The organism is Methylomonas sp. Kb3, assembly GCF_002834115.1.
GTDB classification, from domain to species: Bacteria; Pseudomonadota; Gammaproteobacteria; order Methylococcales; family Methylomonadaceae; genus Methylomonas; species Methylomonas defluvii.
In genome coordinates this window covers 204,004-229,965 of sequence record NZ_PIZT01000010.1, presented here as the reverse complement: position 1 = coordinate 229,965, position 25,962 = coordinate 204,004, and the positions used below count along the sequence as shown (strand labels likewise).

The following is a 25,962-nucleotide window of genomic DNA, read 5'->3' as shown; positions in this document are numbered from 1 at the left end:
GTGTAACCCAATATGCCGCTGCGTTGTTTAGGTTGGAAAAATGCCGGTGGATAAATAGCGGTCGCCCCGGTCGCAGACTATCGCCACGATCAAGGCATTTTCAATTTGTTGGGATAATTGCAAGGCCGCGTAAACCGCACCGCCGGAGGATACGCCGGCAAAAATACCCTCTTGTGCTGCCAAGGCGCGCGTGGTGTTTTCCGCGTTCAGCTGATTGACTTCGATGATGCTATCCACCCGCACCGCGTCGTATATTTTAGGTAAATATTCCTTAGGCCAGCGGCGAATACCCGGGATTTTCGATTCGCCTTCCGGCTGCACGCCGATGATTTGAATCTCGGGATTCTGCTCTTTCAAATACCTTGACGTACCCATGATGGTGCCGGTGGTGCCCATGGAGCTGACGAAATGCGTAATCTTACCCTGTGTGTCGCGCCAGATTTCCGGACCGGTGCCTTCGTAATGCGCCAACGGATTATCGGGATTAGCGAATTGATCCAGAATCCGTCCCTCGCCGCGCGCTTCCATGGCCCGTGCCAGATCAATCGCTGCTTCCATGCTGCCTTTGGCCGGCGTCAGGATAATCTCCGCGCCGTAGGCTTTCATCGACGCAATGCGTTCGGCGCTCATATTGTCCGGCATGATCAAGGTCATCTTATAACCCTTGATCGCCGCCGCCATCGCCAAAGCAATCCCGGTATTGCCGCTAGTGGCTTCGATTAAACGGTCGCCGGGTTTGATCTCGCCACGCGCTTCGGCGTGTTGAATCATGCTTAAGGCAGGCCGGTCTTTAACCGAACCAGCCGGATTGTTACCTTCCAGCTTCACCAAAATAGTATTGCCGCCAGCGACCGGCAGGCGTTGCAAACGCACTAATGGCGTATTTCCGACAAAAGATTCTATGGTTGGAAAGTTCATGACTTTAACGTCCGGTTAAGTTTACGGCGGCGATTATAGCAAGTTCCAGACCTCAAGCGCCGCTGTAACCCAAGGCGAAAAAATTTCATTTATAATCGACTGACCCCAATCAAACCAGCAGCCGACATGGAATCCATCGATTTAAATAGTCCCGAGCTTTACATCAACCGCGAACACAGCTTATTGGAGTTCAACTTTCGGGTGCTCGCGCAAGCCCTGGACGAAACGCTGCCGCTACTGGAACGACTGAATTACTTATGCATTTCTTGTTCCAATCTGGATGAGTTTTACGAAGTACGTGTCGCCAGCTTGATACAAATGGCGGAAATGGACCCCAATCTGGTCAGTTCCGACGGCTTAACCATTAACGAGCAATTCGACAAAATCTCGATCAAAGCCCACGAACTGGTCGCAGAGCAATATCGGGTACTTAACGAAGTACTGATCCCCTGCCTGGAAACCGAAAATATTCGTTTCTTAAGGCGCGACCGCTGGAGCCCGGCACAAAAAGCCTGGCTGGAAAAATATTTCAACGAAGAGCTGTTGCCGATTCTGACCCCGGTCGGGCTGGATTCGGCACATCCGTTTCCGCGCATTCTCAATAAAAGCTTAAATTTCATCATCTCTCTGACCGGCAAAGATGCGTTCGGCCGCAACAGCGGCCGGGCGGTTTTGCAGGCACCGCGCGCCCTACCCCGCATCGTGCAATTACCTGTTACCGAGACCGATAGCGGGCCTTACGATTTTGTGTTTCTGTCCTCCATCATTCATGCGTTCGTCAACGAGTTGTTCAACGGCATGATGGTCAAGGGCTGTTATCAATTCCGGGTCACCCGCAACAGCGATTTTTTCGTCGACGACGACGCGATCGACGACTTAATGCTGGCCGTGGAAGGCGAACTGGCGATGCGCAATTACGGCGATGAAGTACGCCTGGAAATCGACGGTAATTGTCCCGAAGAGACCGTGAATTTCTTGTTGGCGCGCTTTGATTTAAAACCGGACCGCTTATTTTTAGCCAACGGTCCGGTCAATTTAAGCCGGATGCAAACCATCTTGAGCATGGTCGAACGCCCCGACCTGAAATTTACGCCCTTCAAATCCAGCGTGCCGCCAGCGCTAGGGCGCAACAAGGATATTTTTGCCAGTATCCGTAAGCAGGATATTTTGCTACATCATCCGTACGAATCATTCTCGCCGGTGGTGGATTTCATTCGCCAGGCCGCTGCCGATCCGGATGTACTAGCCATCAAACAAACCTTGTACCGCACCGGCGTGGACTCGCCTATCGTCGCGGCCTTGATTAAAGCCGCACGCGCCGGCAAGGAAGTCACGGTCGTCATCGAGCTGCGGGCGCGTTTCGATGAAAAGGACAACATTGGTCTGGCCGCAAAACTGCAAGAAGCCGCGGCTCACGTGGTGTACGGGGTGGTGGGATATAAAACCCACGCTAAAATGTGCATGGTTTTGCGCAAGGAAGGCAGCACTTTGCGCAATTACGTACATCTGGGCACCGGCAACTATCATCCTAAAACTGCTCGGCTTTATACCGACTACGGCTTGTTTACTTGCGAAAAAGAATTGGGTGAAGACGTACGCCGGGTATTCATGCAACTGACCAGTTTAGGCAAGGTCAGCAAACTGAATAAGCTGCTGCAATCTCCGTTTACTTTGCACCACGGCATCCTGAAGATGATTGATAGAGAAATCGAGCATGCCAAAAAAGGCAAGCCGGCCAGAATTATTATCAAGGTCAATGCCGTAGTTGAGGAACAGGCGATTCAAGCCCTGTACCGCGCCTCGCAAGCCGGCGTGGAAATCAAAATGATCGTGCGTGGCGTCTGTTGCTTGCGGCCGGGCGTGCCGGGGGTTTCCGAGAATATCGAAGTACGCTCTATTGTCGGCCGCTTTCTGGAACATACCCGCATCTATGCGTTTTGCAACGGCGGCGATTGGGCGGTTTACGCATCCAGCGCCGACTTGATGAACCGCAACATGTTCCGCCGCGTGGAGGTCTGTTTCCCTATCGCCGACAAGCGAATTGCCGAACGAATTCTTAACGACCTGGATGCGTATCTCAGAGATAACGCCCAAGCCTGGCAATTGCAAAGCGACGGCCAGTACCGGCATTTGCGCGCCGACGATCAAGCCATTTATCAAGTGCAGAGCGAACTGCTCAAAGCGTTTTGCGGATAGGATAAGCCATGAGTCAAAAACCCCGCCAAATCCGGCAAGTGGTGCTGGATACCGAAACCACCGGCATCAACCCCAAGGAAGGCCATAAGATTATCGAAATCGGCTGCGTGGAACTGATTAACCGCCGTTTGACCCGTAATCATTTTCACGTCTATCTGAATCCGGACCGGGAAATTGATGCCGGCGCCATCGAAGTCCATGGCATAACGAATGAGTTTTTAAAGGATAAGCCGCGCTTCGCCAACGTGGTCGAAGACTTTATGCGCTTTACTCAGGGTGCGGAGCTGATCATCCACAACGCACCGTTTGACGTCGGCTTTTTGAATCACGAATTGGCGCTATTAGCCGGGGAAGAACGCCGTATCGAAACCAATAGCACCGTGTTCGATACCCTGGCTTACGCCCGAAAAAAACACCCCGGCGCACGAAACAGTTTGGATGCCTTATGTAAACGCTACGGCATAGACAACAGTCACCGCGAATTGCATGGCGCTTTACTCGACGCGGAAATCCTGGCGGACGTCTATTTATTGATGACCGGAGGCCAGGCTTCCCTGTTGGATGAAGGCGATCACACCGGCAATGGCGGCGAACAGGCTATCGTTAGACTATCGGCCGACAGAGCGCCATTAAAAATCATTGCTTGCAGTAGCGAGGAAGAACTGGCGCACCAACAGCGCTTGGCGAAAATCGCCAAAGTCAGCGGCAATTGTTTGTGGCAACAGTAGTGTGGCCGTCTTTTAAACGCCCCGCTTTCAAAAGCCCCAGAACTCAGTGTCTTCAAATGAAAAAAGCGGTGCGCTCGGCGGTGGTTCGATGACCAACTCGCTGAGCGGCATTGGTTTATGCACGCCATAGCCTTGGGCATAGTCGACGCCTATGGTTTTTAAAACCTCTCTAATCTCATTGCTTTCGACGTATTCAGCGATGGTCGTCAAGCCCAGGGAATGAGCGATTTCATTCATGGATTTAACGATGGCAACATCGGCTTTGTCATTTAATATGTCTTTGACAAAGGCCCCGTCTATTTTCAGATAATCGATATTCAAGTTCTTCAGGTAGGAATACGACGAATAGCCTGACCCGAAATCATCCAAAGAAAATTTGCAATTAAACTGTTTGATGGCCTTGATGAAACTATTTGTTAAATAAAAACTTTCCGCTGCAACCGTTTCCGTGACTTCGAACGTCAGTTTATTTGTGGGCACGCTGGTTGATTCCAATATCCCTTTAAGAAAGCCTAAAAATTCTTCGCTGTTAATAGATTGTCCGGACAAATTGATCGCAAACCCATCAATATGATCGAAATAATGTCTATTATTTTCAATCCACATAAGCACGTTGGTAATCACCCATTGATCAATTTCCGGCATACGCTTACAGCGTTCCACGGCAGGTATGAAATGATCGGGCGGAATAATATTATCGTTTTCGTCTTTAATACCCAGCAAAATTTCGTAATGTTGATGACTGGCACTGGCTTCATCGACAGCGGCAATCATTTGGCAACGTAAAAACAATCTATTCTCGGAAAACACCTTGTCAATATTGCCTATCCATTCGTATATTTTATTTTGACGTTTTAAATTCTCGTCATCATGCGTAAAAAGTAAAACATTATTCGGACCGGAACGCTCTGCCGACATGCTGGCGGTATCGGCATTTTGCAACAACTCGTTAACGTCAAAATTGTTCTGTTCGAACGGCACCAAACCGATACTCACACCGATGGTATAGCTTTTATCTTGCCATTGAAACCGCGATTCACTAATGACTTTTAACAGCTTTTTGGATAATTCATAAGCAGTTTGCGCTCCGCAATCTTTTAGCAGCACTGCGAACGATTTATCACCGATTCGCGCGAATAAGTCGCCATCACGCAACTGCTCGCTGATTAAATGCGTGAGCGTTTTTAAGAATTGTTTGCCGCCAGTGACTCCGCAAACATTAGTAATGACGCGAAAATCCAAAACCTCTATATGACCCAAGATATGGCCGGTACTATCGAGTTTAACGAGCTCGATTTTTAGCTGTTTAACAAACTCGTCTTTGGTGAGTAAATCGGTTTCCGCGTCATGCGTAGCGTTATAAATCAATTTGCTATGCATGTTTTGCAACATTTGGTTAGTCGCGCGATCCATTAAAGGCACATCCAGGCTTTCTATTCTATTCGCTCCGCCATTTTCCAAAAGTAATGCCAATTCGGTTTTATTAAGCTCTAACTTAGTCAGTCCATCGCGATTAACAAAAACGCAAATTGGTAAAATATCGCCTATCCACACCAGTTTCATCGGTTCAAAACCTTCGGAGCCTCTATAGATTATCAGCCATTCGCCCACCTGTAATTGTGAAACTTGCGCTGCCCATTCAGATTCTATAATGTCCTGCATGGATCTAGGCGCGGGAATTCTGACGGTATCCATCGGCTTCCTAACTTTTGGCACACCGCTACCCACCAGTAAAGCAAACAATTCTTCAATAACATTATCGCGTTTGAATAAGTTAGGACAAACCGTGCCTAGATTCTCTTCGATAAATTTGAGTGTGGTATGAATGCTGACCGATTGCATATTCAGAAACGAATCCTGTTCGTAAAGCCAAAATAGTAAATCGTCAATTACTTTCAGATAAGAGGCTTTTTCCTCAGGCTTAGCTTCCTTATTTAATTCGGCAATCACTAACAGGTCTTGCCATCCAGCGCCAAGTAGCGTGGGAATAATCGATGGTACAGAACGGCCGGCTATACGCTTATCAACTTCCTGCTGAATAGTTAGCCTTGCCGCCTCCAATTTTTGTTGGCCTTCGTAAGGCTCTATTATACGTTTGACGTTGGTTTCATTGGATTTTGTCCACTGCTTAGTGACGCTATCCAATTCATGCTCGACTTCAGTGAAAACATTAGGATTGCTAATGGACTCAGCGGAAATCCGAGCTATTGCTTTTTCTACAGTATTTTTTATATTCGTATTTTTGATTACCCGATTACTTTTAATCGCAGGTTCCAGAACAGCTAGTTGATTCAGTATTTTTCGGGCAGGGTGCGACTCGGAATCCAGAAAATCATTACCTTGCATGGGCAATGACAATAGAGGTAAATGAATACTTTCCAAATAATCTTTAATATCTTTAGAAAACTCAAGCTCACCGAACAAGGCATCAAAAAACCTGCCATACAGTTCAAGGCGCTGAACATCGTTTGCGGCCAACGATTTTGCCTCCGGATTATCAGCTTGTAATTTATCGGCAAGGCTTTTTTGCAGTGTTGTGGTATCTAAATGCAGGCCAGATTTAGCGGTAATATCCTTTTGGATTTTCGCAATCGCCGATAAAACTTCCGCTGGGTCAAATACTTGCTGGACATTATTGAGAGGCAGGGTATTTTCCTTGCGCTGGGTATCGGTAGATACGGCCATTGTTTCAGTTAACAGGTTCAGTAATTTGCCTGTAACCTGGCTTAAAGGTTGAATAGCTTTGTGAACGACCAGCGGTTCGGCATCCAAATAGTCATTGAAATAAACTTGCTGTTTATCGCTATTTTTTGTATGAAAAGCGGAGCCGCTCTGCTTACTATGAACGGGCATTTGCAATCGCGCGGATTCAAACTTAGCTAAAGTCGCAGCTGCTTGCTTATAAAAACCCGGCAACTCGATAATTAATATTTTTTCGAAGCAATTATAAATTGCCTTTTTTATATTACTCCCCAGCTCTAGCTGTAAGAATATTTCCCTAAAGCTGTCACATAAAACCCCCGGACCAATCGGATTATTGACCGTATTATCAAATATACCAAACACCCTGCATAATTCTCTAACTAACAGATTAAGCTCGTCGTCAAAATAGTTTTTAAGCTTTCTGAAAGTAGCCGACATATTCAACCAGTCTTCAAAGTCGTCTTTTTCGATTAATGAAAGCGAATCATGATATAAAGCATCTGAGTTTTTTTCGTTGTCACTGGAAATATAATCAACCTGATATATAACAGAACAACAAAATTCGCTACTAATAATCTCTCTATTCAGCTTTAGCGTGGTAATTAAGTCGTCAAAAGCCGATGGATTGGAAAAAAACTCAGCATGCGTGTTCGCAGCTTCCATGCAATCGCTCAGCGAGTCAAAAAACCTATCGATTAATAAAGGCAAGCTTTCTATTAGAAATTGTTTAAATGTGTTTTTATAATTTTCTTGATTTAAATTGTCTGGTGAAGTATCTAAATTGTCATTCGTTGAGGAAAGCGATCCAACATTTGCTATTTTTCTTAACGCATTAAACGTGGTGGCGGGCATCTGTTCAGTGACAAGGCCTACTCCCGTCGAACCAATATGCGTTATTTGCGCATCTACTTCAAAAGTTTTTAGCTCGAACTCCAATTGAATAGAAAAGCGAATTTTTATATTTTTATGCAATGCAATCTGCGGATGACTTTTATCAAAAACCAGATAAAATCCACCGCTACAAAAATCCAGAATACGGCATTCCAGTGTATCAGTTTGGTCGATTATCAATAAAGCGTTTAGATCAATCGCATATCTAATATAGCGACGTCTTTTGCTTTTTTTAATACTAACAGACATAAATCAGATGAAATAGGAAAAAACTACCGTAATAATAGACGCCGACCGTGTTGTTTAAACCAAGCCAGTGTAAACTCCGTAAATAGACTAATTGACATTATTTAACGAAGCGGAAATGTATTTATTTAAGCACTATCTATCTAACGACAATACTGGTGCGGATACTATACCACGATAGGCTTGAGTGCGGTCCCGGCTGGTTGTCAAGTGTAGACCAGTTCAGGCGAATATTTAGCGCACAAAAAGCGCGGTTTCAATGGTTACTTGAGTCTCGCCGGGGTCTATAGTTCAACAGCTTCAAGCACTCACGACATAACCCAAGTTTCGGCCAATGTTTTGCGCGATTTTGCTTGCCGATTGCGTCTGAGTTTGGGATAAATAAAAAAACCTGACAACAACCCCCAAAGTGGACATCTATGAATTACTGGCTGATGAAATCAGAACCCGACACCTTCGGCATTGACGACTTGTTTAATCGACCCGGCCAAACCGAGCATTGGGACGGTGTCCGCAACTACCAAGCCCGAAACATGATGCGTGACGACATGAAAATCGGCGATCAGGTGTTTTTTTACCATTCCAACTGCGACGAACCGGGTATCGTCGGCATCATGCAAGTGGTGCGCGAAGCCTATCCAGACTTTACCGCGTTCGACCCGGACGATAAGCATTTTGACCCGAAAAGTAATCCGGACAAGCCTACCTGGTACATGGTCGATGTAAAGTTTGTCAGAAAGCTATCGCGTAACATCAGTCTGCGCGAACTGAAACTGAAAACCGAACTAACCGATCTGGCCTTGCTGCGCCGCGGCAACCGTCTGTCGATCATGCCGGTGAATGCCGAGCAATGGGCATTTATTCTCGGTTTGGAGTAAGTCTAAACATTCGGATCTTTTAGAGTCACGCTCATAACCGTCACGCAGTGGTCGCGATAATATTCCTCCGCCATTGCAGTACAGCCAAGTTTTGCATAGAAATTGGCCTGATCCGGCGTGAACAGATAGAGCTTGGCAACGCCGGCTGTCTTAGCTTGCAACATGACATGTTTTACCAACTCTGAGCCGATGCCCTGCCGGCGGAATTCGGGGGCCACGTAAACACTGGCTAACCATGGCGTCAGTTCCGGGCGGGTATCCATATCGCTTTCTATGATGGCTGCCGAGCCGGCCAACTGGTCTTCATGTTTGTAAATGTAAGTGCTCGGGATTAATTTGTTGCTTAAATAAGCCTGCATTTTTTGGATGCGGTGTTCCAAGGTTTGGCCCGGATTCAGATCGGCCCATTCGGCGTGGTGCCATTGGGCTAGGGTTGGGATTTGGTGGGGTTCTTGGGAGAGGTTGATGATGGTCATTGTTTGTGTCTACGGAACGAACGTTTTTCAACCAATTTGAATAACAATTACAAGGCGTCGCTATCGCGACGGCTTTANGCCCGACAGCCGAGATACTTTTCTTTGCTTGTCCAAAGAAAAGTATCCAAAAGAAAAGACACCCGGATTTCGCCCTGATCCTGCGCTTCTCGTTTTTTGCAGGGGTTGGCAAAAGGGGCTTCCTGCCCCTTCGCCAACGAGCGGCATCCCTGCCGCTCCCCTCCGGGCTGTTCCTGCAAAAAACTGCGATGCTCGGGTTCGAAATACGGGACCAAAACCCACTCCTACGGGAAAGCTGTCGTAATAATTAAAACCATCCCTTCTCCCCCAGGGAGAAGGTTAGGATGAGGGAGTCCAAACAAATGCTGCAAGAATTTTCCCCCTCACCCCAACCCTCTCCCGCAAGGATAGGGAGCGTTAAGACCACGAGAATACATTAATCCCCCTGCTACACAGCAACGGTGTTTCCCCGTATGCCGCGCCGAGCACCGGAGCTTTTATCGAGAACAGCCCGAAGGGGCACCGCATGGATGCGGTGCGTCGGCGGAGGGGCTGGGAAGCCCCTTCTGCCGACCCTCGATAAAAGCTTCGGCGCGCAGGATGAAAGCGGCATCCGGGCCGCCTTTTCTTTGGATACTTTCTTTTGGCGGAGCAAAAGAAAGTATCTCGCCTTCGGGTGCGAGAACCCGATTAAATCAAGCTTCGCGATAGCGACACCCTTACCTTAGAGATCATTTCCAAAATTAGGTATTGATTTGCTTGATCGCCCTACATTTTGGGAAGCCAGTACAACCCCAAAATTGTTTGCCCTTATTGGCACCGTTTCCTGCTGTTCTTATGACCATAGATTTACCACAGTTCGGACACGAGTTTTCATGATGCCGAGTCTGTTTGGCCTGAACAATATTTTTAACGTGCTCTACGTGGCGCCTATGTGTTCTGTTAGTTGGTTCCAATCGTCCAAATTGTAATCTGGCAAAAATCTCGTGAACCTGACTATCACTAAAAAGTAACTGAGTTTTACTTTCTATGAAGCGAATAAATTCTCCGGCGTAGACAACATTGGCTGGCATTGGCGTTTTGAAAGAGCTATCTCCAACAAATACAACGAGCGAAAATATCTTTTCTGGATCAAGCGCTAAAAATCGTTGCAATGCCTGAGTATGCTTGTAATTCTGATGTAACGGATTTTGAAATTTAGTTGTGTGACGGTAAATCTTTTGCGTCCAAATTTTCTGATTAGCGTCCCCGAATATCCAGCCCTTCATATTCTTGGTTTCGATAACAAATACACCATAACGGGACACTATTACATGGTCTATTTGTGTACTGCCACTTTCCGTAACCAAGGTTACGTTTTTAATCAGTTTGTATATGTCTTTGTCCAGCAAGAATTTCGCTGCCAAATTGACTTGTCCTTCGCCAAACGCCCCTTTGATAACTGGAGATTTAAGAACACTTACAACAATAGCGAGTAGTATCAACCACCAAAAATTGCTTATCAATGGCCCAAAAATTTGTACTAAAACCGCTGAGGTGTTCATTTGTGAGCTTAGTTTGGTTGACTAGCTGAGTACATGATCTGTTTTGAAACCCTCACCAAATCCTCCTCCGTATCCACCCCCGCCTCCGGCGTCTTATCAACTACGCGAACCAATACCCGCTCCCCATGCCAAAGAATCCGAAGCTGCTCCAACGACTCAACACTCTCTAACGGCGACGCAGCCCAACCGCAATACCGCTGCAAAAAACCCACCGTATAAGCATACATACCAATATGCCTCAAATGCGGCAAAGCAGCAGACGCAATATCGTGCTTGTCAGGAAAAGTCGAACGGTTCCACGGAATCGCCGCCCGGCTAAAATACAAGGCATAACCATTTTTATCCAACACCACCTTCACCGCATTCGGATTGAAAATTTCCTCCACGTCCAAAATCTTAGCCGCCAAGGTGGCAATCCCAGCCTGTTCCTGTCCAGCCAGCGCCAAGGCCGCATCGCGAATATAAGCCGGTGGAATCAACGGTTCATCGCCTTGCAGATTCACGACGATCTGTTCGTCGGCCCAGCCCATGATCCGCGCTACCTCGGCGATACGTTCGGTGCCGGACTGGTGGTTTGGATCGGTCATTACCGCTTGCAAACCTAAGTCGCTGACCGCATCGAAGATGCGTTGGTCGTCGGTCGCCACTACCACTTGCTCGGCGTCGGCTTCCAGCGCGCGTTCGCATACATGCACGATCATCGGTTTGCCCGCGATGTCCAACAAGGGCTTACCCGGCAAGCGGGTGGAGCCGTAGCGGGCCGGAATGACGACTTTGAAACCGCCGCTCATTTACGCAGAGCGTCCGCTTCTTCGAAGCTCAGTTCGCGGGCTTCGTCTTCCAGCATTACCGGAATATCATCGCGGATCGGGAAGGCTAAATTGTCGGCTTTGCAAATCAATTCCTGCTTGTCTTTGTCGTAAATCAGGGAGCTTTTACACAGCGGGCAGGCCAGAATCTCGAGTAGTTTTTTATCCATGAGCTTTGTCTTTTAGTAGTTTTAACAGTTGTTGAGAAAATGCCTCGGGCAATTCGGCATCGATAGGTAAATACCAGTGCTGGTCGGTCGCGAAGCGGGCGCATTTCACCGAGTCCTTTTCGGTCATAAGCACCGGGCGAGGCTCTTTAAATTGCAAGTCTTCGGCAGTAAACGGATGGTGGTCGGGCAAGGCGTGGGTTTGACAATCCAGTCCGGCAGCCGCCAATTGCGCAAAGAAGCGTGCCGGATTGCCTATCGCAGCGACGGCGTGGCAAGCCATGCCTTTGAATTCGACCAGCGGTTTTCGTTCGCCGGTTTTCATGTTGATCAGTTGCTGGCCCTTGCAGTGCATCGGCAGTTCGCCTTCCAGCAGTTCATCCGGGCCGTTGACCACCACCAAATCCACTTGTTTGACTCGTTCCTGCGGCTCGCGCAGCGGGCCAACCGGCAGACAATAACCGTTACCGAAGCGGCGCTGACCGTCTACCACGACGATTTCGATGTCGCGCTCCAATGCGTAATGCTGCAAACCGTCATCAGAGATTAAGACATCACAGGCGTTAATAGACAACAATTGCCGACCCGCCGCTACTCGCTCCGCCCCTACCACAATCGGGCAATCGCAACGTTTGGCTAACAACACCGCTTCGTCACCGACTTGCGCCGGGTCGCTGTCGGCGGTGACTGCTTGCGGACTGGTGCTGGCCGCGCCGGCATAACCGCGACTGATCACGCCCGGTTTGTAGCCGTGTTGTTTCAGAAATTCGACCATCCAGATCACCAAGGGCGTCTTGCCGGTACCGCCCACGGTAATGTTACCGACGATGATTACCGGCACCGGTAGCCTGGTTTTTTTCAATACGCCGATGCGGTACAAAAAGCGCCGCAAGCGGATGGCATCGACATACAACATCGACCAGGGCATCAGCCAAGCCGAGATGTACATCTCCTTGTACCAGGCGTCCTCAAACCATTTCACTAATTTCGGGTTCATTATTTTTCCGGGCGGTTGATAGCAAAAGTGATGTGGTGAAAGCCTAATTGATTGGCGACATCCAAGGCGCTGACTACGGCTTGATGCGGGGCTTTGCCGTCGGCGCTGATGATGAACGGTAACAATCTGGACTCGCCGGCGGTTTGCGCCAGGGCGGCTTTCAAACCATCCAGGTTTTGATTCACCAGCTCATGAAACTGGTTGTCGTCACCGGCCAAGGCATAAGTGCCTTTGGCATCGACGTATAAATTAATGGTCTTAGCCTGCTCCGTGGCGTCGCTGCCTTGGGCTTCAGGCAGGTTGATCTTCAATTCGGAGTGATGACGAAACGTGGTAGCGACCATGAAGAAAAATAGTAAAACCAGCAACACGTCTATCATTGGGATTAAGCCGATATCGACCTGCGTACGGCGTTTGCGGCGGAATTGCATTAAATATCCTCGCGCGCGCCTTGCATGATGTCGATCAGGCGCAGCGACTCTTCTTCCATCCGCACCACGTGATCATCAACCAGACGTTCGAAATAACGGTGAAAAAACAGGCTGGGAATCGCCACGGTCAAACCCGAAGCGGTACAAATCAAGGCTTCGGAAATGCCGCCGCTCAACACCGCAGGATCGCCCATGCCGCCTATCGCGATGTCGGAAAACACCCGGATAATGCCGTCCACTGTGCCCAATAATCCTAACAAAGGCGTGATCGAAGCGATGCTGCCCAGTGCATTTAAATAACGCTCCAGCTCGTGCGTCACCTGCCGGCCCACTTCCTCGATACTGGATTTCATGATTTCCCGGCCATGTTTGCGATTCAATAAGCCGGCTGCCAGAATCCGCCCGAGCGGCGAACTCAGTTTAATGCGCCTGATGGTCGGTTCGTCGAGTTTCTTGTCTCTATGCAATTGCCAAATGTACGGCACCAAATCGACGGGAATGATGCGTTTGCGTTGCAAGGACCAAAAGCGTTCGCCGATGATCGCCATCGCCACGATGGAACACAAGATGATCGGCGCCATCATCCAGCCGCCGTTTTTGATTACTTCAAACACGTTGTCTATCCCTCTTTCCTGAAACCTGTCAATTTTAACCCAATCCGAGGCGAGATTGCCGAGCCACACCGATATAGGTAATCAGCAAAGCCACGCAACACACCAGGGCGGCGATGATATACACCAGGCGGCCACCTAGCATGTCCCAGAAATAACCGCTGTAAAGACTGCCTATCATGCCGCCCAAGCCAAAACTGATACTGCTGTAAAGCGCCTGCCCTTTGCTTTGATGGCGTTCGCCGAAATACTGAAACAGCAATTGCATAGCCACGACATGCGCGACCCCAAACGTGGCTGCGTGCAGAATTTGCGCGATGATCGTCAATGCCAGCGAATCCACCCCATCAGCGATTAACAGCCAACGCACTACGCTGAGTGATACCGCAAAAAGCAATAGCGTGCGCGGCGAGAGCCATTTCAACAATTGCCGCATCGCCATGAACAACAACACCTCGGCCGCGACACCGCTGGCCCACAACAAACCGGTTTCGGTCGCGGAATAGCCGTGCTGCTTTAAGTAAACCGAATAAAACACATAGTAAGGGCCATGCGCGACTTGCAACAACATGTAAACCAGCAAAAATGCCAGCAGCTCAGGTTTCATTAGAATTTGCCGGATGCCACCAGTATTGCTGTGGGTCAGGCGCGGCTTTGCTTCCGGCGTGATTAAAGCCATCAGCCAATTCATCAGCATCAAGCTGCCGATAATCCAGGGCAAATAGGCAATGCTAAATTGATCCAGAAACCGGCCTATGCCCAGAACTGCGGCAATAAAGCCGATAGATCCCCATAGCCGGATTTGGCTGTAGCGCTGCGGTTCGACTTGCAGATGAAACAGGGTCGCGGCTTCAAACTGCGGCAAGGTGGCATTCCAGAAAAAGCTGAAAAGCACAGTCACCGCGGCAAACCATAGATAATCGCTGCGGTACAAAAAACCGGCAAAGCACAGCACCGACAGCAGCGAGGTGATGCGAATCAGACGTAAACTACGTCCGGTTTTGTCGGCCAGCCAACCCCAGTAATTCGGCGCAATAATCTTGGTAGCCACCAAAAAAGCCGTCAGCTCGCCGATTTCGGTGGCGGCGAAACCGACTTGTTTAAGGTATAAACTCCAAAACGGCAGGAATGCGCCCAGCGTGGCGAAATAGCAAAAGTAAAAGCCGGATAAGCGCCAGTAAGGTACGCTCATTCAGCGCAGAATCGGCAATCCTGAATTTACATGCAGGTTTTGCGCGCGATGCCGGAGCAAATGATCCATCAAGACGATGGCGACCATCGCTTCGGCGATAGGCGTGGCGCGGATGCCGACGCAAGGATCGTGGCGGCCTTCGGTGACCACTTCAATCACTTCACCTTTGCTGTTGATGCTACGGCCCGGCAAACGTAGGCTGGAGGTGGGTTTTAAGGCAATCCGGGCGATGATGTCCTGGCCACTGGAAATCCCACCTAAAATGCCGCCGGCATGGTTGCTTAAAAAGCCTTCCGGGGTGATTTCGTCACGAAATTTCGTGCCTTTGGTATCGATGCACTCAAAACCGTCACCAATCTCCACGCCTTTAACGGCGTTGATACTCATCAAAGCATAAGCCAGTTCGGCATCCAGGCGGTCGAAAATCGGTTCGCCTAGGCCGGGCGGCACGTTGCTGGCGATTACTTCGATCTTCGCGCCTATCGACTCGCCTTCCTTGCGCAGTGCATCCATGTATTTTTCCATTTCTTCAACTTTGCCGGCATCGGGGCAGAAGAACGGATTGTTAGGAATTTCGTTCCAGTCGAATGCGTCAATTTTGATCGGACCCAGTTGCGACAAGTAGCCGCGCACCAAGACGCAATGTTCTTGGAACAGATATTTCTTGGCAATCGCGCCGGCGGCAACGCGCATTGCGGTCTCGCGGGCCGAGGAGCGGCCGCCGCCGCGATAATCTCTAAACCCGTATTTGTGCTGGTAGGTGTAATCGGCGTGGCCGGGTCGGAAGCTCTCGGCAATTTTCGAATAATCCTTGGAGCGTTGATCGGTGTTTTCGATCATCAGCCCAATCGGGCAACCTGTGGTTTTGCCTTCGAATACGCCGGACAGGATTTTTACTTCATCGGCTTCGCGGCGCTGCGTGGTATGCCTAGACGTGCCAGGTTTGCGCCTATCCAAATCGATCTGCAAATCCGCTTCCGACAGTTCCAAACCGGGAGGGCAGCCATCGACGATAGCCAACAAGGCCGGGCCGTGGCTTTCGCCGGAGGTGGTGACGGTAAATAATTTTCCTATGCTGTTTCCGGACATGGTTATAAAGCGCTAACAAAGTGTGAGTGATAAAGAGAGACTTGTGCTGCGGTGAGCAGAAATACGCCGTCGCCGCCACGCTCGAATTCCAACCATTGGAACGGCACGTCCGGGAACATTTCCTGCAAGGTTTCGGCGCTGCTACCGACCTCAATGATCAGGATGCCCTGCTCCGCCAGGTAGCGTTTGGCGTCAACCAGAATCCGCAACACCAGATCGAGGCCGTGCTCGCCGCCGGTAAAGCCCATCTCGGGCTCAGCATGAAATTCCGCAGGCAAGCTTTCCCATTCGGCGATAGCAACATAGGGCGGATTGCTGACGATGATGTCGTAAGGCTTGGCCGGCAAGTCGTTGAATAAATCGGATTGATAGAGTTGGACTTGCTCTTCCAGTTCATGTTTTTCAATGTTGATCTGGGCTACCGCTAACGCATCGTCCGACAATTCCACTGCATCCACTTGCGCATCCGGGAAGGCATAAGCGCAGGCGATAGCGATGCAGGCGCTACCGGTACATAAATCCAGGATGTTGAACACTTGGGTTTCTTCCACCCAAGGCTCGAAGCGTTCGGCGATGAGTTCGGCGATGGGCGAGCGCGGCACCAAGACCCGTTCATCGACATAAAACGAAAGGCCGGCAAAAATCGCTTCGTGGGTTAAATACGCAGACGGCTTACGCTCGACGATACGGCGTTCGATCAACGCCACCACCGCCTGGCGTTCGGCCATGGTCAACACCGAATCCAGATAGCCGTGATCCAAATCGTAAGGCTGATGTAAGGTATGCAACACAATCGCCGCGGCTTCATCCAAAGGCGTGACCGTGCCGTGACCCAGAAAAACCTGATGATCGGCAAACCGGCTGGCAGCCCAGCGAATATAGTCTCTGATGCTGCTGAGGGTTGTGATAACATCCGGGCCTGTTATATTCATAGCGTGTCTATACTTAAAAATACGTTTAAAAATGCAGCAGCGGATTTTAAACCAATCCCCCGCCGCTTGCCCGAATAAAGCACAGTAAATGACCGAGGCCCATTCTCAAGCGCTATCCGCCAAACTGGCAAAAAATCGTCTGTATCAGGATTGTTTTAAATATATGCAATCCGATTCCTTGGCGTTACCGACCATCCCGGATGTCTCGGTAAAAATCCGCCGGGCAATTAACGAACCCAACGCCAACAGCAATAAAATCGCCCGAGTCGTGCAAATCGACCCCAGTATTACTGCGCGCTTGGTCAAAATCTCCAATAGCCCGCTATACCGGGGCCGGCGCAAGATCGAAAGCTGTCCGGAAGCCTTGACCCGTTTGGGCTTGAAAGCCGCGCAGGACATTATTACCGCCTTCGCGTTAAAAGCGGTGTTCAACGCCAAATCACCGGTGATTCGCCGTAAGATGCAAGAGCTTTGGGTGCATAGCAGTTACGTGGCGGCGATCAGTGCGGTATTTGCCCATAAAACGCCCGGCTTCGATCCGGACCGGGCCATGTTGGCCGGCTTGATTCACGATATTGGCGTGGTGCCGATTCTGGCTTACGCCGACCGGCAACCGGAGATTGTGGCTAATCCGGGCGACTTGGCTGAAGCGGTGCGCGAATTGCGCAGCCCGATTGGCGTGCAAATTATCCGCAAATGGGATTTTCCCAGCGACTTTGAAGACGTGATCATCCACGCTGAAAACTGGCACCGCGACAGCGGCGAAACCGCCAGTTACAGCGACATAGTCATGATTTCGCAATTGCATAGCTTCATCGGCAAGATAGACATCAAACAAATGCCCAAGCTGGACGAATTGCCTGCTTATAAAAAATTGGCAAAAGGCAATCTGGATGCGGATTTAAGTATCAATATTCTCGACCAGGCTAAAGATGAGATCGAGCATATCCGGCAGATGTTGAGTTAAACCGCTCAGCGCCAGCGTTGGCAATCTACTCGAGTTGCGGAATAATTCGGCCCTGATTGAATTGCGCAAATTGTAATTCGTAACCCTGAGTATTCTTGGATTTTTTCTTACCAAAGGAGTTAGCTAGATGAAACATACATTATTAATCGCCGCCTTGCTGCCCACCCTATTTGCAAACCCCGCGCAAGCCGGTAGCCTGGCCAACGGCAGTTGGCAACCCAGCGGTTGCGGCGCCGTGCCCGAGTCACCTACTATCGATGCCGGCAATATCGATGCCTACAATAAAAGCATTGCGGCGATCAACGCCTGGCAACAAAAATCCCGCGATTATTTCGAATGCTTGATCAAAGAAGCCAACACCGATAACGGCATCATTGCTGACCACGCCAATCAGGCTCAGGCCAAATATCGGGAAACAGTCGAAAAAATCGGCGCACAAGCCGAGGCAGCCAAGAAAAAACTCGATAAAGAATAAGCTGGCGCGCACTGCAAGCTGCAGTTGCTGCGGCCGACACGTTATTTTTACCAGCGTTTACAATTCGCGCCCCGATTAAGCCTCCCGAGCAACTGGGATTTATCATAAAATCTCCGCATGACATGCAGCAGCCATTCGCGTAACGCGGGGGCTGCGCTCCTATACCACCACTCTCTAGCAATAAACACTACCCAAGCCATGAAAAAAATCGACATCAAGCTGCTGATACTGGCGATCAGCGTGCTGTTAAACGGTTGCGCCAGTCTCGGCAAAGGGATTACCGAAGCCATTCTGGAAAAGCAGGAAGCGGAAGACACCCGCATTTGCGAAATCAAAGGCGATAAATTCGAAGGCATCAAACCGCAGCTGGAAGTGCATGACCGGAAAATGAAGCTGCTGATGGTGCACGGAGTCGGCAACCACTTGCCGGGTTACTCCACCCAGTTCATGGAAAAGCTGGCCAAGGAACTTGATCTGACCGTCACCAGCAAAAATGTCAAAAATATCCGCTTGGCCGATGCAAAAGGCCTTGAGCGACCACTGGGCAATTTGCGTATCCACCGTTATCTGGATGCTAATAAGTCGCAGGAAATGCTGTTTTACGAGCTAACCTGGTCGGAGATTAGTGCCAAGGAAAAAGAAGTATTGTCCTACGATAACTCCGGAGAGCAGTCGTTTCGCCGCGCCGAAGTCAACGATTTGTTAAAAAAATTCTCTAACGATACCGGACCGGACCCTATCATTTATCTGGGAGAGAAACGCGAGGATATTTTGTCGGCATTCGCGCAATCCTTCTGCTGGATGATCCACGGCGACTGGAACAACCTGCCGGACGACGTCAAGCAAACCTGCTCCACCAAGAACGTCACACCGTTTTACAACGACAGCTACGCCTTCATCTCCCACAGTTTGGGTAGCCGCATTACTATCGACGGCTTGCAACAAATTGCCTCGAAGCTGGGCAACGGCGAAACGGCCAGCTACTACACCGCATTAACCAATGTTTTAAAGAATAAAGAGATACCTATTTACATGATGTCCAACCAATTGCCCATGCTGCAATTGGGACGGGCACTACCGGAAGTGGCGAATCATGCCGACACTTATTGCCAAGCCGACGGCGCCAAATACAATGAACGGATCATGGCGAAAACTTCGGTGATCGCGTTTAGCGACCCCAACGATTTACTCAGCTATGCCATTCCGCACGATTTCGTGAATAAATATCTGGATTCGCGATTATGCGTGAATGTCACCAATATCAATATTAACGTCGCCAGGGTTTATGATGCGTTTGGCTTGGGTAAACTGGCGAATCCGATGGATGCCCATATCGGCTACGATACGGACGACCGGGTGATTGCCTTGATCGCCAAAGGCATCGCTAACGAACACACCGCACCTATCGTCAAAGAGCGCTGTCACTGGGTGGAAACCATTGATTAAGCTTTTTAGGGTATGGCTGAAGGCTTAGCCATGCCCTTCCCCTCGCATTACCCCTCACAGCAGTCCTGCCCACTTCACCCTCGCTTCACATTCCCACCATCATCCGCTCACCTTGCCGGTGCATGCTGTTCATCGTCTTTTAACTCCACGGAATAAACGCGATGCAAAAAAAACTCTGGCAAAAGATCTGCATAATGTTCGGTCTGACTTTGGTGCTGCTGATACCGATAGGCATGATAAAAAATCTGGTGGGCGAACGCGCCGAACGCCAACAACAGGCGGTGAGCGACATTGCCGCCAGTTCTGCCGGTCCCCAGCAATTGTTCGGCCCGTTGTTGACTGTACCTTACACCGAGCGCTGGACCGAGATTATCGAAACCAAACAGGACGGACTGCCCAAGCGTGAACAAATCGAACGTGTCGATAATCGGCTGCTGTATTTTCTTCCCGAGCACCTGAATATAGCCGGCGAGCTTGCTACGGAAACCAAGCAGCGCGGCCTGTTCAAAGTGCGCTCTTATGTACTGAATGTCAGCATCAAAGGCGATATGAAACTGCCCGGTGCTTACGGCAATCCCAAGCCGCTACATAACGGCCAGATCAGTTTCGGCACCCCTTACGCCAGCGTCGTGCTGGCAGATATGCGCGGGGTACTGGAAGCGCCGGGCATGGAATGGGGCGGCAAGCAATATGCCTTCGAACAAGGCGCGGAGTTACCCATGCACCAAGCCAACGGCATGCACGTGTCATTGGATGCACCGCCGGTCGAGTTCGGCGCCATCAACATACCGTTTGCTTTCACGCTAAAAATACGCGGCATCGAATCGCTGGATTTTATTCCGGCCGGCAAGCAAACCCGCGTGGAATTATCCTCAGCCTGGCAGCACCCCAGCTTTTACGGCCGATTTCTGCCTGATCCGCAAACCCAGCAAGTCGGCGAGGCCGGTTTTCATGCGTTATGGTCGGTTGATGCGCTGGCGTCGAACGTCGCCGAAAGTCTTGGTAAGTGCCAGGCTATCAGTTGTTACGACAGCTTTGGTATACGTTTGATGGAACCCATTAATGTCTATTCCTTGTCTGATAGAGCCAGTAAATACGGCTTCCTGTTCGTCTGTCTGACTTTTGCAGCCATCTTTCTGTTCGAAATTCTGAAAAATCTGGCGATTCATCCGGCGCAATACGCCTTGGTGGGTTTGGCGTTGGCGATGTTTTTTCTGCTGCTGTTGAGTTTGTCGGAGCATTTGGACTTTGTGCTGGCGTATTTAATCGCCAGTGCTGCCTGCGTAATACTGATCGGCTTCTATCTCAGTGCAGTGTTGCGCAGCGCCAAACGCGGTATTAGCGCCGGCGCCTTACTGAGCGGCTTGTTCGGAAGTTTGTATGGCTTGTTGGAGTCAGAGGATAACGCGCTGATGCTCGGATCTTTACTGATGTTTGTCTTGTTGGCCCTGGCGATGGTTACCACGCGGCGCCTGGATTGGTATGGACTGAGTCAATCCGCTGCCGATAACTCGGCAATCATTTAAATCCCACCGGCTCGGGGCGTTGGCTCTAAGCAGCGTTCCGAGCAACAAAATCGAGGTAGTTATGATTGTTGCTCATCTTCCGGCCGGCTATATCGTATCGACGCTGCTGTTTAGGCGATTTGCAAAATATGGGGTCACCGGGATAAATTTTCTGCGCGCCGGCATGCTCGGCAGCATCGCGCCCGATCTGGATATGATTTATTTTTATGGTTTCGACCACCGCGCTCACCCACATCACAGTTATTTCAGTCACTTTCCCAGCGTCTGGCTGCTGTTATTAACGCTGGCGATCCTGTGTTTTCAGCATTGCCGGCACAAGAAGCTGCCGGTGTTGGCGCTGATTTTTACCGGCAACGGTATGTTGCATATGGTGCTGGATTATATTTCAACCAATATCTACTGGCTGGCCCCCTTCGTAAACAAGCCTTTTGCCTTGATTACGGTGCCCAGTGTCTACCAGGATTGGTGGCTGAATTTTCTGCTGCACAGATCCTTTGTGCTGGAAATTTTGCTGGTAATTTGGGCTACCGGTTTATGGTTTAGGCGTCGGTTAAATAGGCTCGAATTGGTCGAATAAACCTTAATCCGGAAGATGGATCGTTCCCTCGGCAAACAACACGGCTTGACCACCGACCCTGATGGTCAAGTTCTCCAGGCCTTTGTTATCCATTTCCAAGTGGATCAAGCTGCGGCGAGTGCTTAGATCACCGCGTTCCACCGCAAAAGTGTGGGTGCCTTTCTGAGTGTGTTCAAACGAGCACAGGTAACAACAAAACGCCGGTATCGCGCTGCCGACCGGCGGATCGGCATGGATGCCGATATTGGGTCCCAGCAAGCGGGCCTTGAAGTCCGCTTCCGGGCTCGATGATTTCGGGCAAAACAGCAAGATTTCCTGCGCCGCGGTTTGCGGTGCCGTGGATTGCGCCCAAGCCGCGTAATTAAAGCGGGCTTTGCGCACCGATTCGACATTCCAAACCGGCACTACTAAATAAGGAAACCCGCAAGACACCAGGCGTGGCGAGTATTTTTTATGATCCAGCTCCGCAAGCTGCAAGCCTAAGAAACTGCAAATTTCATCGTCGCTGGGCGCAAAGCGGTCGACTATCGAATCGACGCTACGGCTAAATTGCACCAAGCTTGGTTGGCCATCCTGACTGGACAGATTAACTTGAATAACGCCGATATTTTGTTCGAACTCGAGTTTAGTCAGCGGTTCGGTTAACGCTACACCGCCGGACATAGCCAACACGTAGGCTGCGGCAATAATCGGATGCCCGGCAAAATTGATTTCGCCTAAAGGGGAAAATATGCGCATCCGCCGGTGCTTATTGCCATCGGCTTTGTGAAAAAGAAATACCGTTTCCGACAGATTCAATTCTTTGGCAATCTTGGCCATTTGCTCGGCATTCAAGCCGTCGGCCTTCGGTAATACCGCTATCTGCGCACCGTTGAAAATCTGGTCGGTAAAGACATCAGCGATATAATATTGGTAGTTCACACCTTACTCCATTTCACAGACAGCCAAAGACGGCGATTTTTGTTGCGCAGGCGACGACGCCGGCATCACGGCGACTCTGCCGTTTTCCAGGCGTACTTGATAGGCCGGCACACTGACGCCGGCATCTTCAAAGCACACACCTGTACGTAGATGGAAATGCTGTTTATACATCGGCGACGCGACCATCGGTTCGCCGCTTATGTCGCCTATCATACCGCGCGACAGAACGTTGGCGTGGCTAAACGGATCGAAGTTACCGATGGCATAGACTTCCTCCCGGCGTTGCAGGTAAAAAATCGCGACTTGTTTGCCTTTTACTAAGGCACACACCCCAGAATCGGCTTGCAAATCGTCGATGCCGCACACATCTATCCACGTACTCATTATGCCGCCTCCTCGATCAATTTGAAATGTTTACGTTCTTGCGCGTTGGCTGGCCGCACTTGGCCGCGTTCCTCGACAAACACCACGTTGTCGTCGGCTTGATCGCTGTTGACGAAATGCCGGAAGCGCTTCAGGCGTTGCTCGTCCGCCAGCGTGGTTTTCCATTCACACTGATAGGTATCGATAACGTGCTGCATCTGCCCTTCCAATTGTGCGCCTATACCCAGCCGATCCTCGATAACCACCGATTTCAAATAGTCCAAACCGCCTTCCATATTTTCCATCCATACCGAAGTCCTTTGCATCCGGTTGGCGGTGCGGACATAAAAAATCAACACCCGGTCGATGTATTTGATTAGCGTTTCTTTATCCAGATTGGTGGCAAACAAATCGGCATGACGCGGTTTCATGCCACCGTTGCCGCAGACATATAAATTCCAGCCGTTCTCGGTAGCAATCACGCCGATGTCCTTGCCTTGCGCTTCCGCGCATTCGCGGGTACAGCCCGAGACGCCGAACTTGATTTTATGCGGCGCGCGCAAGCCTTTATAGCGATTTTCCAACTCTATCGCCAAGCCGACGCTGTCATCGACACCGAACCGGCACCAGGTGCTGCCGACACAGGATTTGACGGTACGCAAGGATTTACCGTAAGCATGGCCGGATTCAAACCCTGCATCGATCAGTTCTTGCCAAATCGCCGGTAATTGCTCCACGCGGGCGCCAAACAAATCCACACGCTGGCCACCGGTGATTTTGGTGTAAAGCTGATATTTTTTGCCGACTTGGCCTATTGCGATCAACATATCCGGGGTAATCTCCCCGCCGGCAACGCGCGGCACCACCGAATAAGTGCCGTCTTTTTGCATATTGGCCAGGAAAATATCGTTGGTATCCTGCAAACCGATATGTTCTTTTTTCAGAATATAGTCGTTCCAGTGTGAAGCCAGGATGGAACCGACCGCTTGCTTGCAGACTTCGCAGCCCAAACCCTTGCCGTGTTTGTCCAGCAATTCGTCGAAGGTTTTGATTTCTTCCACCATCACCAGGTTATACAAATCCTGGCGAGTGTGCGGAAAATGCTCGCAAATATCAGTACTGACTTCCACGCCCAGCTTGGTCAATTCGCAATCCAATACCGACTTCAGCAGCGCGGAGCACCCGCCGCAACCGGTGCCGGCCTTGGTCTCGGCTTTCAGGCCGCCGAGCGTGGTGCAACCGGCTTCGATTGCGCCGCAAATCTGGCCTTTGCTGACATCGTAACAGGAGCAAATCTGCGCCGATGCGGGTAAGGCATCCGGCCCGAGACCGGCCGATTCACCGGCAAGTTGCGGCAAAATCAAAGAATCCGGATGCTCAGGCAGCTCGATGCCGTTCAAGCAATATTGCAACAAAGTGCTGTAAGCGGACGCATCGCCGACCAAAACCGCGCCCAACAGCCGTTTCTGATCCTGACTAACCACCAAGCGTTTATAGATTTCACTGGCACCGTTTTGATAGGTATACACCATCGCGCCTTGGGTCCTGGCGTGCGCATCACCGATGCTAGCCACATCGACGCCCATCAGCTTTAGTTTTGTGCTCATATCGGCACCGGTAAAACTGCCTGCTTCGCCTGCCAAATCAGCAACCACGGTACGCGCCATCGCGTAACCCGGTGCGACCAAACCGAAAATCTGCCCGTTCCACAGTGCGCATTCGCCAATCGCATAAATATCTGCATCGGAGGTACGGCACTGATTGTCGATCACTATGCCGCCGCGCGGCCCCACTTCCAAGCCGCAGCCACGGGCTATGTCGTCGCGCGGTCTGATGCCGGCGGAGAACAATACGATGTCGGTTTCCAGCGTTTCGCCATCGGCAAAATTCATTTTATGCAGGCATTCGGTGCCGTCGTCGATCAGTGTGGTGTTTTTGTTTAAATGTACTTTCACATCCAGCGCTTCGATCTTGCGCTTCAACATCGCCCCGCCGCCTTCGTCGAGCTGTACCGCCATCAAGCGCGGCGCAAATTCGACCACGTGCGTATCCAGCCCTAAGTCTTTCAAAGCCTTGGCCGCTTCCAAACCCAACAAACCGCCGCCGATGACTACACCAACTTTGGATTTGGCTGCCGCGGTTTTCATCGCTTCCAAATCTTCAATGGTCCGATACACCAGGCACTGCGGTCTTTCATGCCCCGGCACCGGCGGTACGAAAGGATAAGAGCCGGTTGCCAATACCAGTTTGTCATAATCGACTATTACACCTTTGGCAGAGGTGACTTGCTTACGCTCCCGGTCGATACTGGCCGCCTTGTCGCCTAAATAAATCTCGATACCGTGCTCGGCAAAGAAGCCGTCTTCCACCAAAGACAAATCGGCCGCGGTTTTCCCGGAAAAATACTCGGACAAATGCACCCTGTCGTAAGCCGCTCTTGGCTCTTCGCAGAATGTGACAATCCGATAGCGATCTCTCGCATTGCTAGCGACCAATCCAGCCAGAAAATTCTGGCCTACCATACCGTTGCCGATAACAACCAGGGTTTGTTTCATATTCATCAGGGGCCTCTGTTTACTCAGAATTTATGCAAACGCGCTACACGGCCTAGTGGCGGTAAGGCGATTCAAGGAGCTACTGTCTGGTCGCTACCGCCCTTTTTCGCAGCCAAAAAAAAAGGCATCCTGTTCGAATGATTGACTCATTCAAGCAGGACGCCTTTGTCCAGGTTTAATACGGGGGTAAAGTCTAACGACGAGACTTGCTAAATCTTTAACAAAATTTATGCCAACATTAAAAACCCTTTAAAAACGCCGCTTCCCGCCGCCAGACATTATTTTTTTCGCAAAATTCGCACTCAA

Annotated in this window: 23 protein-coding genes; 8 read left to right on the top strand and 15 right to left on the bottom strand. The window is 50.2% G+C overall.

Annotated features, from left to right (window positions below):
• Nucleotides 1–27: 27 nt before the first annotated feature.
• Nucleotides 28–918 carry a cysteine synthase CysM gene (gene cysM / locus CWO84_RS08315; RefSeq protein ID WP_033156280.1) on the bottom strand — a complete coding sequence of 297 codons (891 nt, stop codon included), beginning with the start codon at nucleotides 916–918 and terminating at the stop codon, nucleotides 28–30.
• A gap of 126 nt (nucleotides 919–1,044) precedes the next feature.
• Between cysM and ppk1 the strand changes: the two genes are divergently transcribed.
• Nucleotides 1,045–3,114, top strand: a complete 2,070-nt coding sequence (gene ppk1 / locus CWO84_RS08310) for a polyphosphate kinase 1 (RefSeq protein ID WP_033156281.1) — start codon at nucleotides 1,045–1,047, stop codon at nucleotides 3,112–3,114.
• 8 nt (nucleotides 3,115–3,122) lie between these two features.
• Entirely contained in the window at nucleotides 3,123–3,842 is a 720-nt protein-coding gene (dnaQ, locus tag CWO84_RS08305; RefSeq protein WP_174843454.1) for a DNA polymerase III subunit epsilon, read from the top strand.
• Between the two features lie 27 nt (nucleotides 3,843–3,869).
• On the opposite strand, the gene CWO84_RS08300 is transcribed toward dnaQ, so the two are convergent.
• The gene (locus CWO84_RS08300) at nucleotides 3,870–7,685 is read right to left on the bottom strand and encodes a DUF1631 family protein (RefSeq protein ID WP_101052291.1); all 3,816 of its coding nucleotides are present in this window, start codon (nucleotides 7,683–7,685) and stop codon (nucleotides 3,870–3,872) included.
• 416 nt (nucleotides 7,686–8,101) lie between these two features.
• On the opposite strand from CWO84_RS08300, the gene CWO84_RS08295 reads away from it, so the two are divergent.
• Nucleotides 8,102–8,560, top strand: a complete 459-nt coding sequence (locus CWO84_RS08295) for an EVE domain-containing protein (RefSeq protein ID WP_033156283.1) — start codon at nucleotides 8,102–8,104, stop codon at nucleotides 8,558–8,560.
• Nucleotides 8,561–8,562: 2 nt separating this feature from the next.
• Here the strand turns inward: CWO84_RS08295 and CWO84_RS08290 are convergent, their stop codons facing one another.
• The 10 genes from CWO84_RS08290 to prmB all read right to left on the bottom strand — a co-directional run bounded on the left by CWO84_RS08290 (nucleotide 8,563) and on the right by prmB (nucleotide 16,826).
• A complete protein-coding gene (locus tag CWO84_RS08290; RefSeq protein WP_101052290.1) occupies nucleotides 8,563–9,036 on the bottom strand; it encodes a GNAT family N-acetyltransferase in 474 nt (157 codons plus the stop codon).
• Between the two features lie 761 nt (nucleotides 9,037–9,797).
• Nucleotides 9,798–10,598: an NERD domain-containing protein gene (locus CWO84_RS08275; RefSeq protein ID WP_101052288.1), complete on the bottom strand. Its 801-nt coding sequence runs from the start codon at nucleotides 10,596–10,598 to the stop codon at nucleotides 9,798–9,800.
• An 8-nt stretch (nucleotides 10,599–10,606) separates the two neighbouring features.
• Complete coding sequence (gene kdsB, locus CWO84_RS08270; protein ID WP_033156288.1) at nucleotides 10,607–11,389, bottom strand: 3-deoxy-manno-octulosonate cytidylyltransferase; 783 nt, start codon at nucleotides 11,387–11,389, stop codon at nucleotides 10,607–10,609.
• Nucleotides 11,386–11,577 (bottom strand): Trm112 family protein, encoded by a 192-nt coding sequence (locus CWO84_RS08265; RefSeq protein ID WP_033156289.1) that lies wholly within the window; start codon nucleotides 11,575–11,577, stop codon nucleotides 11,386–11,388. The genes kdsB and CWO84_RS08265 overlap by 4 nt, the downstream gene beginning before the upstream one ends.
• Nucleotides 11,570–12,571, bottom strand: coding sequence for a tetraacyldisaccharide 4'-kinase (lpxK, locus tag CWO84_RS08260; RefSeq protein WP_033156290.1), 1,002 nt, complete (start codon nucleotides 12,569–12,571; stop codon nucleotides 11,570–11,572). The genes CWO84_RS08265 and lpxK overlap by 8 nt, the downstream gene beginning before the upstream one ends.
• Nucleotides 12,571–13,002, bottom strand: a complete 432-nt coding sequence (locus CWO84_RS08255; protein ID WP_033156291.1) for a biopolymer transporter ExbD — start codon at nucleotides 13,000–13,002, stop codon at nucleotides 12,571–12,573. Before CWO84_RS08255 ends, lpxK begins: the two co-directional genes overlap by 1 nt.
• Entirely contained in the window at nucleotides 13,002–13,616 is a 615-nt protein-coding gene (locus CWO84_RS08250; protein WP_020481246.1) for a MotA/TolQ/ExbB proton channel family protein, read from the bottom strand. Before CWO84_RS08250 ends, CWO84_RS08255 begins: the two co-directional genes overlap by 1 nt.
• Nucleotides 13,617–13,650: 34 nt before the next feature.
• On the bottom strand, nucleotides 13,651–14,805 hold the full coding sequence (locus CWO84_RS08245) for an MFS transporter (protein WP_101052287.1): 1,155 nt from the start codon (nucleotides 14,803–14,805) through the stop codon (nucleotides 13,651–13,653).
• Nucleotides 14,806–15,894 carry a chorismate synthase gene (aroC, locus tag CWO84_RS08240; RefSeq protein WP_033156293.1) on the bottom strand — a complete coding sequence of 363 codons (1,089 nt, stop codon included), beginning with the start codon at nucleotides 15,892–15,894 and terminating at the stop codon, nucleotides 14,806–14,808.
• Nucleotides 15,895–15,896: 2 nt separating this feature from the next.
• The gene (gene prmB / locus CWO84_RS08235) at nucleotides 15,897–16,826 is read right to left on the bottom strand and encodes a 50S ribosomal protein L3 N(5)-glutamine methyltransferase (protein WP_101052286.1); all 930 of its coding nucleotides are present in this window, start codon (nucleotides 16,824–16,826) and stop codon (nucleotides 15,897–15,899) included.
• Nucleotides 16,827–16,914: 88 nt separating this feature from the next.
• On the opposite strand from prmB, the gene CWO84_RS08230 reads away from it, so the two are divergent.
• From CWO84_RS08230 to CWO84_RS08210, 5 genes are all read left to right on the top strand, one after another.
• A complete protein-coding gene (locus CWO84_RS08230) occupies nucleotides 16,915–17,793 on the top strand; it encodes an HDOD domain-containing protein (RefSeq protein WP_033156295.1) in 879 nt (292 codons plus the stop codon).
• Nucleotides 17,794–17,920: 127 nt separating this feature from the next.
• Nucleotides 17,921–18,268 (top strand): hypothetical protein, encoded by a 348-nt coding sequence (locus CWO84_RS08225; RefSeq protein WP_033156296.1) that lies wholly within the window; start codon nucleotides 17,921–17,923, stop codon nucleotides 18,266–18,268.
• A gap of 198 nt (nucleotides 18,269–18,466) precedes the next feature.
• On the top strand, nucleotides 18,467–19,714 hold the full coding sequence (locus CWO84_RS08220; RefSeq protein ID WP_033156297.1) for a hypothetical protein: 1,248 nt from the start codon (nucleotides 18,467–18,469) through the stop codon (nucleotides 19,712–19,714).
• A 161-nt stretch (nucleotides 19,715–19,875) separates the two neighbouring features.
• Nucleotides 19,876–21,240, top strand: coding sequence for a cell envelope integrity protein CreD (creD, locus tag CWO84_RS08215; RefSeq protein ID WP_033156298.1), 1,365 nt, complete (start codon nucleotides 19,876–19,878; stop codon nucleotides 21,238–21,240).
• A 61-nt stretch (nucleotides 21,241–21,301) separates the two neighbouring features.
• Nucleotides 21,302–21,817: a metal-dependent hydrolase gene (locus CWO84_RS08210; protein ID WP_033156299.1), complete on the top strand. Its 516-nt coding sequence runs from the start codon at nucleotides 21,302–21,304 to the stop codon at nucleotides 21,815–21,817.
• Nucleotides 21,818–21,820: 3 nt separating this feature from the next.
• Here the strand turns inward: CWO84_RS08210 and CWO84_RS08205 are convergent, their stop codons facing one another.
• The 3 genes from CWO84_RS08205 to nirB are packed head-to-tail and all read right to left on the bottom strand — an operon-like array spanning nucleotide 21,821 to nucleotide 25,662.
• Entirely contained in the window at nucleotides 21,821–22,738 is a 918-nt protein-coding gene (locus CWO84_RS08205; protein ID WP_101052285.1) for a PhzF family phenazine biosynthesis protein, read from the bottom strand.
• Between the two features lie 3 nt (nucleotides 22,739–22,741).
• A complete protein-coding gene (gene nirD, locus CWO84_RS08200) occupies nucleotides 22,742–23,122 on the bottom strand; it encodes a nitrite reductase small subunit NirD (RefSeq protein ID WP_101052284.1) in 381 nt (126 codons plus the stop codon).
• Complete coding sequence (gene nirB, locus CWO84_RS08195; protein ID WP_101052283.1) at nucleotides 23,122–25,662, bottom strand: nitrite reductase large subunit NirB; 2,541 nt, start codon at nucleotides 25,660–25,662, stop codon at nucleotides 23,122–23,124. The genes nirD and nirB overlap by 1 nt, the downstream gene beginning before the upstream one ends.
• Nucleotides 25,663–25,962 lie beyond the last annotated feature (300 nt).

Coding starts and splice junctions, on each gene's coding strand:
- kdsB (WP_033156288.1), bottom strand. CDS start 11,389: ATGAGCGGCGGTTTCAAAGTCGTCATTCCGGCCCGCTACGGCTCCACC.
- prmB (WP_101052286.1), bottom strand. CDS start 16,826: ATGAATATAACAGGCCCGGATGTTATCACAACCCTCAGCAGCATCAGA.
- CWO84_RS08275 (WP_101052288.1), bottom strand. CDS start 10,598: ATGAACACCTCAGCGGTTTTAGTACAAATTTTTGGGCCATTGATAAGC.
- cysM (WP_033156280.1), bottom strand. CDS start 918: ATGAACTTTCCAACCATAGAATCTTTTGTCGGAAATACGCCATTAGTG.
- lpxK (WP_033156290.1), bottom strand. CDS start 12,571: ATGAACCCGAAATTAGTGAAATGGTTTGAGGACGCCTGGTACAAGGAG.
- CWO84_RS08290 (WP_101052290.1), bottom strand. CDS start 9,036: ATGACCATCATCAACCTCTCCCAAGAACCCCACCAAATCCCAACCCTA.
- creD (WP_033156298.1), top strand. CDS start 19,876: ATGCAAAAAAAACTCTGGCAAAAGATCTGCATAATGTTCGGTCTGACT.
- CWO84_RS08295 (WP_033156283.1), top strand. CDS start 8,102: ATGAATTACTGGCTGATGAAATCAGAACCCGACACCTTCGGCATTGAC.
- aroC (WP_033156293.1), bottom strand. CDS start 15,894: ATGTCCGGAAACAGCATAGGAAAATTATTTACCGTCACCACCTCCGGC.
- CWO84_RS08245 (WP_101052287.1), bottom strand. CDS start 14,805: ATGAGCGTACCTTACTGGCGCTTATCCGGCTTTTACTTTTGCTATTTC.
- ppk1 (WP_033156281.1), top strand. CDS start 1,045: ATGGAATCCATCGATTTAAATAGTCCCGAGCTTTACATCAACCGCGAA.
- dnaQ (WP_174843454.1), top strand. CDS start 3,123: ATGAGTCAAAAACCCCGCCAAATCCGGCAAGTGGTGCTGGATACCGAA.
- CWO84_RS08220 (WP_033156297.1), top strand. CDS start 18,467: ATGAAAAAAATCGACATCAAGCTGCTGATACTGGCGATCAGCGTGCTG.
- CWO84_RS08230 (WP_033156295.1), top strand. CDS start 16,915: ATGACCGAGGCCCATTCTCAAGCGCTATCCGCCAAACTGGCAAAAAAT.
- nirB (WP_101052283.1), bottom strand. CDS start 25,662: ATGAATATGAAACAAACCCTGGTTGTTATCGGCAACGGTATGGTAGGC.
- CWO84_RS08265 (WP_033156289.1), bottom strand. CDS start 11,577: ATGGATAAAAAACTACTCGAGATTCTGGCCTGCCCGCTGTGTAAAAGC.
- CWO84_RS08210 (WP_033156299.1), top strand. CDS start 21,302: ATGATTGTTGCTCATCTTCCGGCCGGCTATATCGTATCGACGCTGCTG.
- CWO84_RS08300 (WP_101052291.1), bottom strand. CDS start 7,685: ATGTCTGTTAGTATTAAAAAAAGCAAAAGACGTCGCTATATTAGATAT.
- nirD (WP_101052284.1), bottom strand. CDS start 23,122: ATGAGTACGTGGATAGATGTGTGCGGCATCGACGATTTGCAAGCCGAT.
- CWO84_RS08255 (WP_033156291.1), bottom strand. CDS start 13,002: ATGCAATTCCGCCGCAAACGCCGTACGCAGGTCGATATCGGCTTAATC.
- CWO84_RS08225 (WP_033156296.1), top strand. CDS start 17,921: ATGAAACATACATTATTAATCGCCGCCTTGCTGCCCACCCTATTTGCA.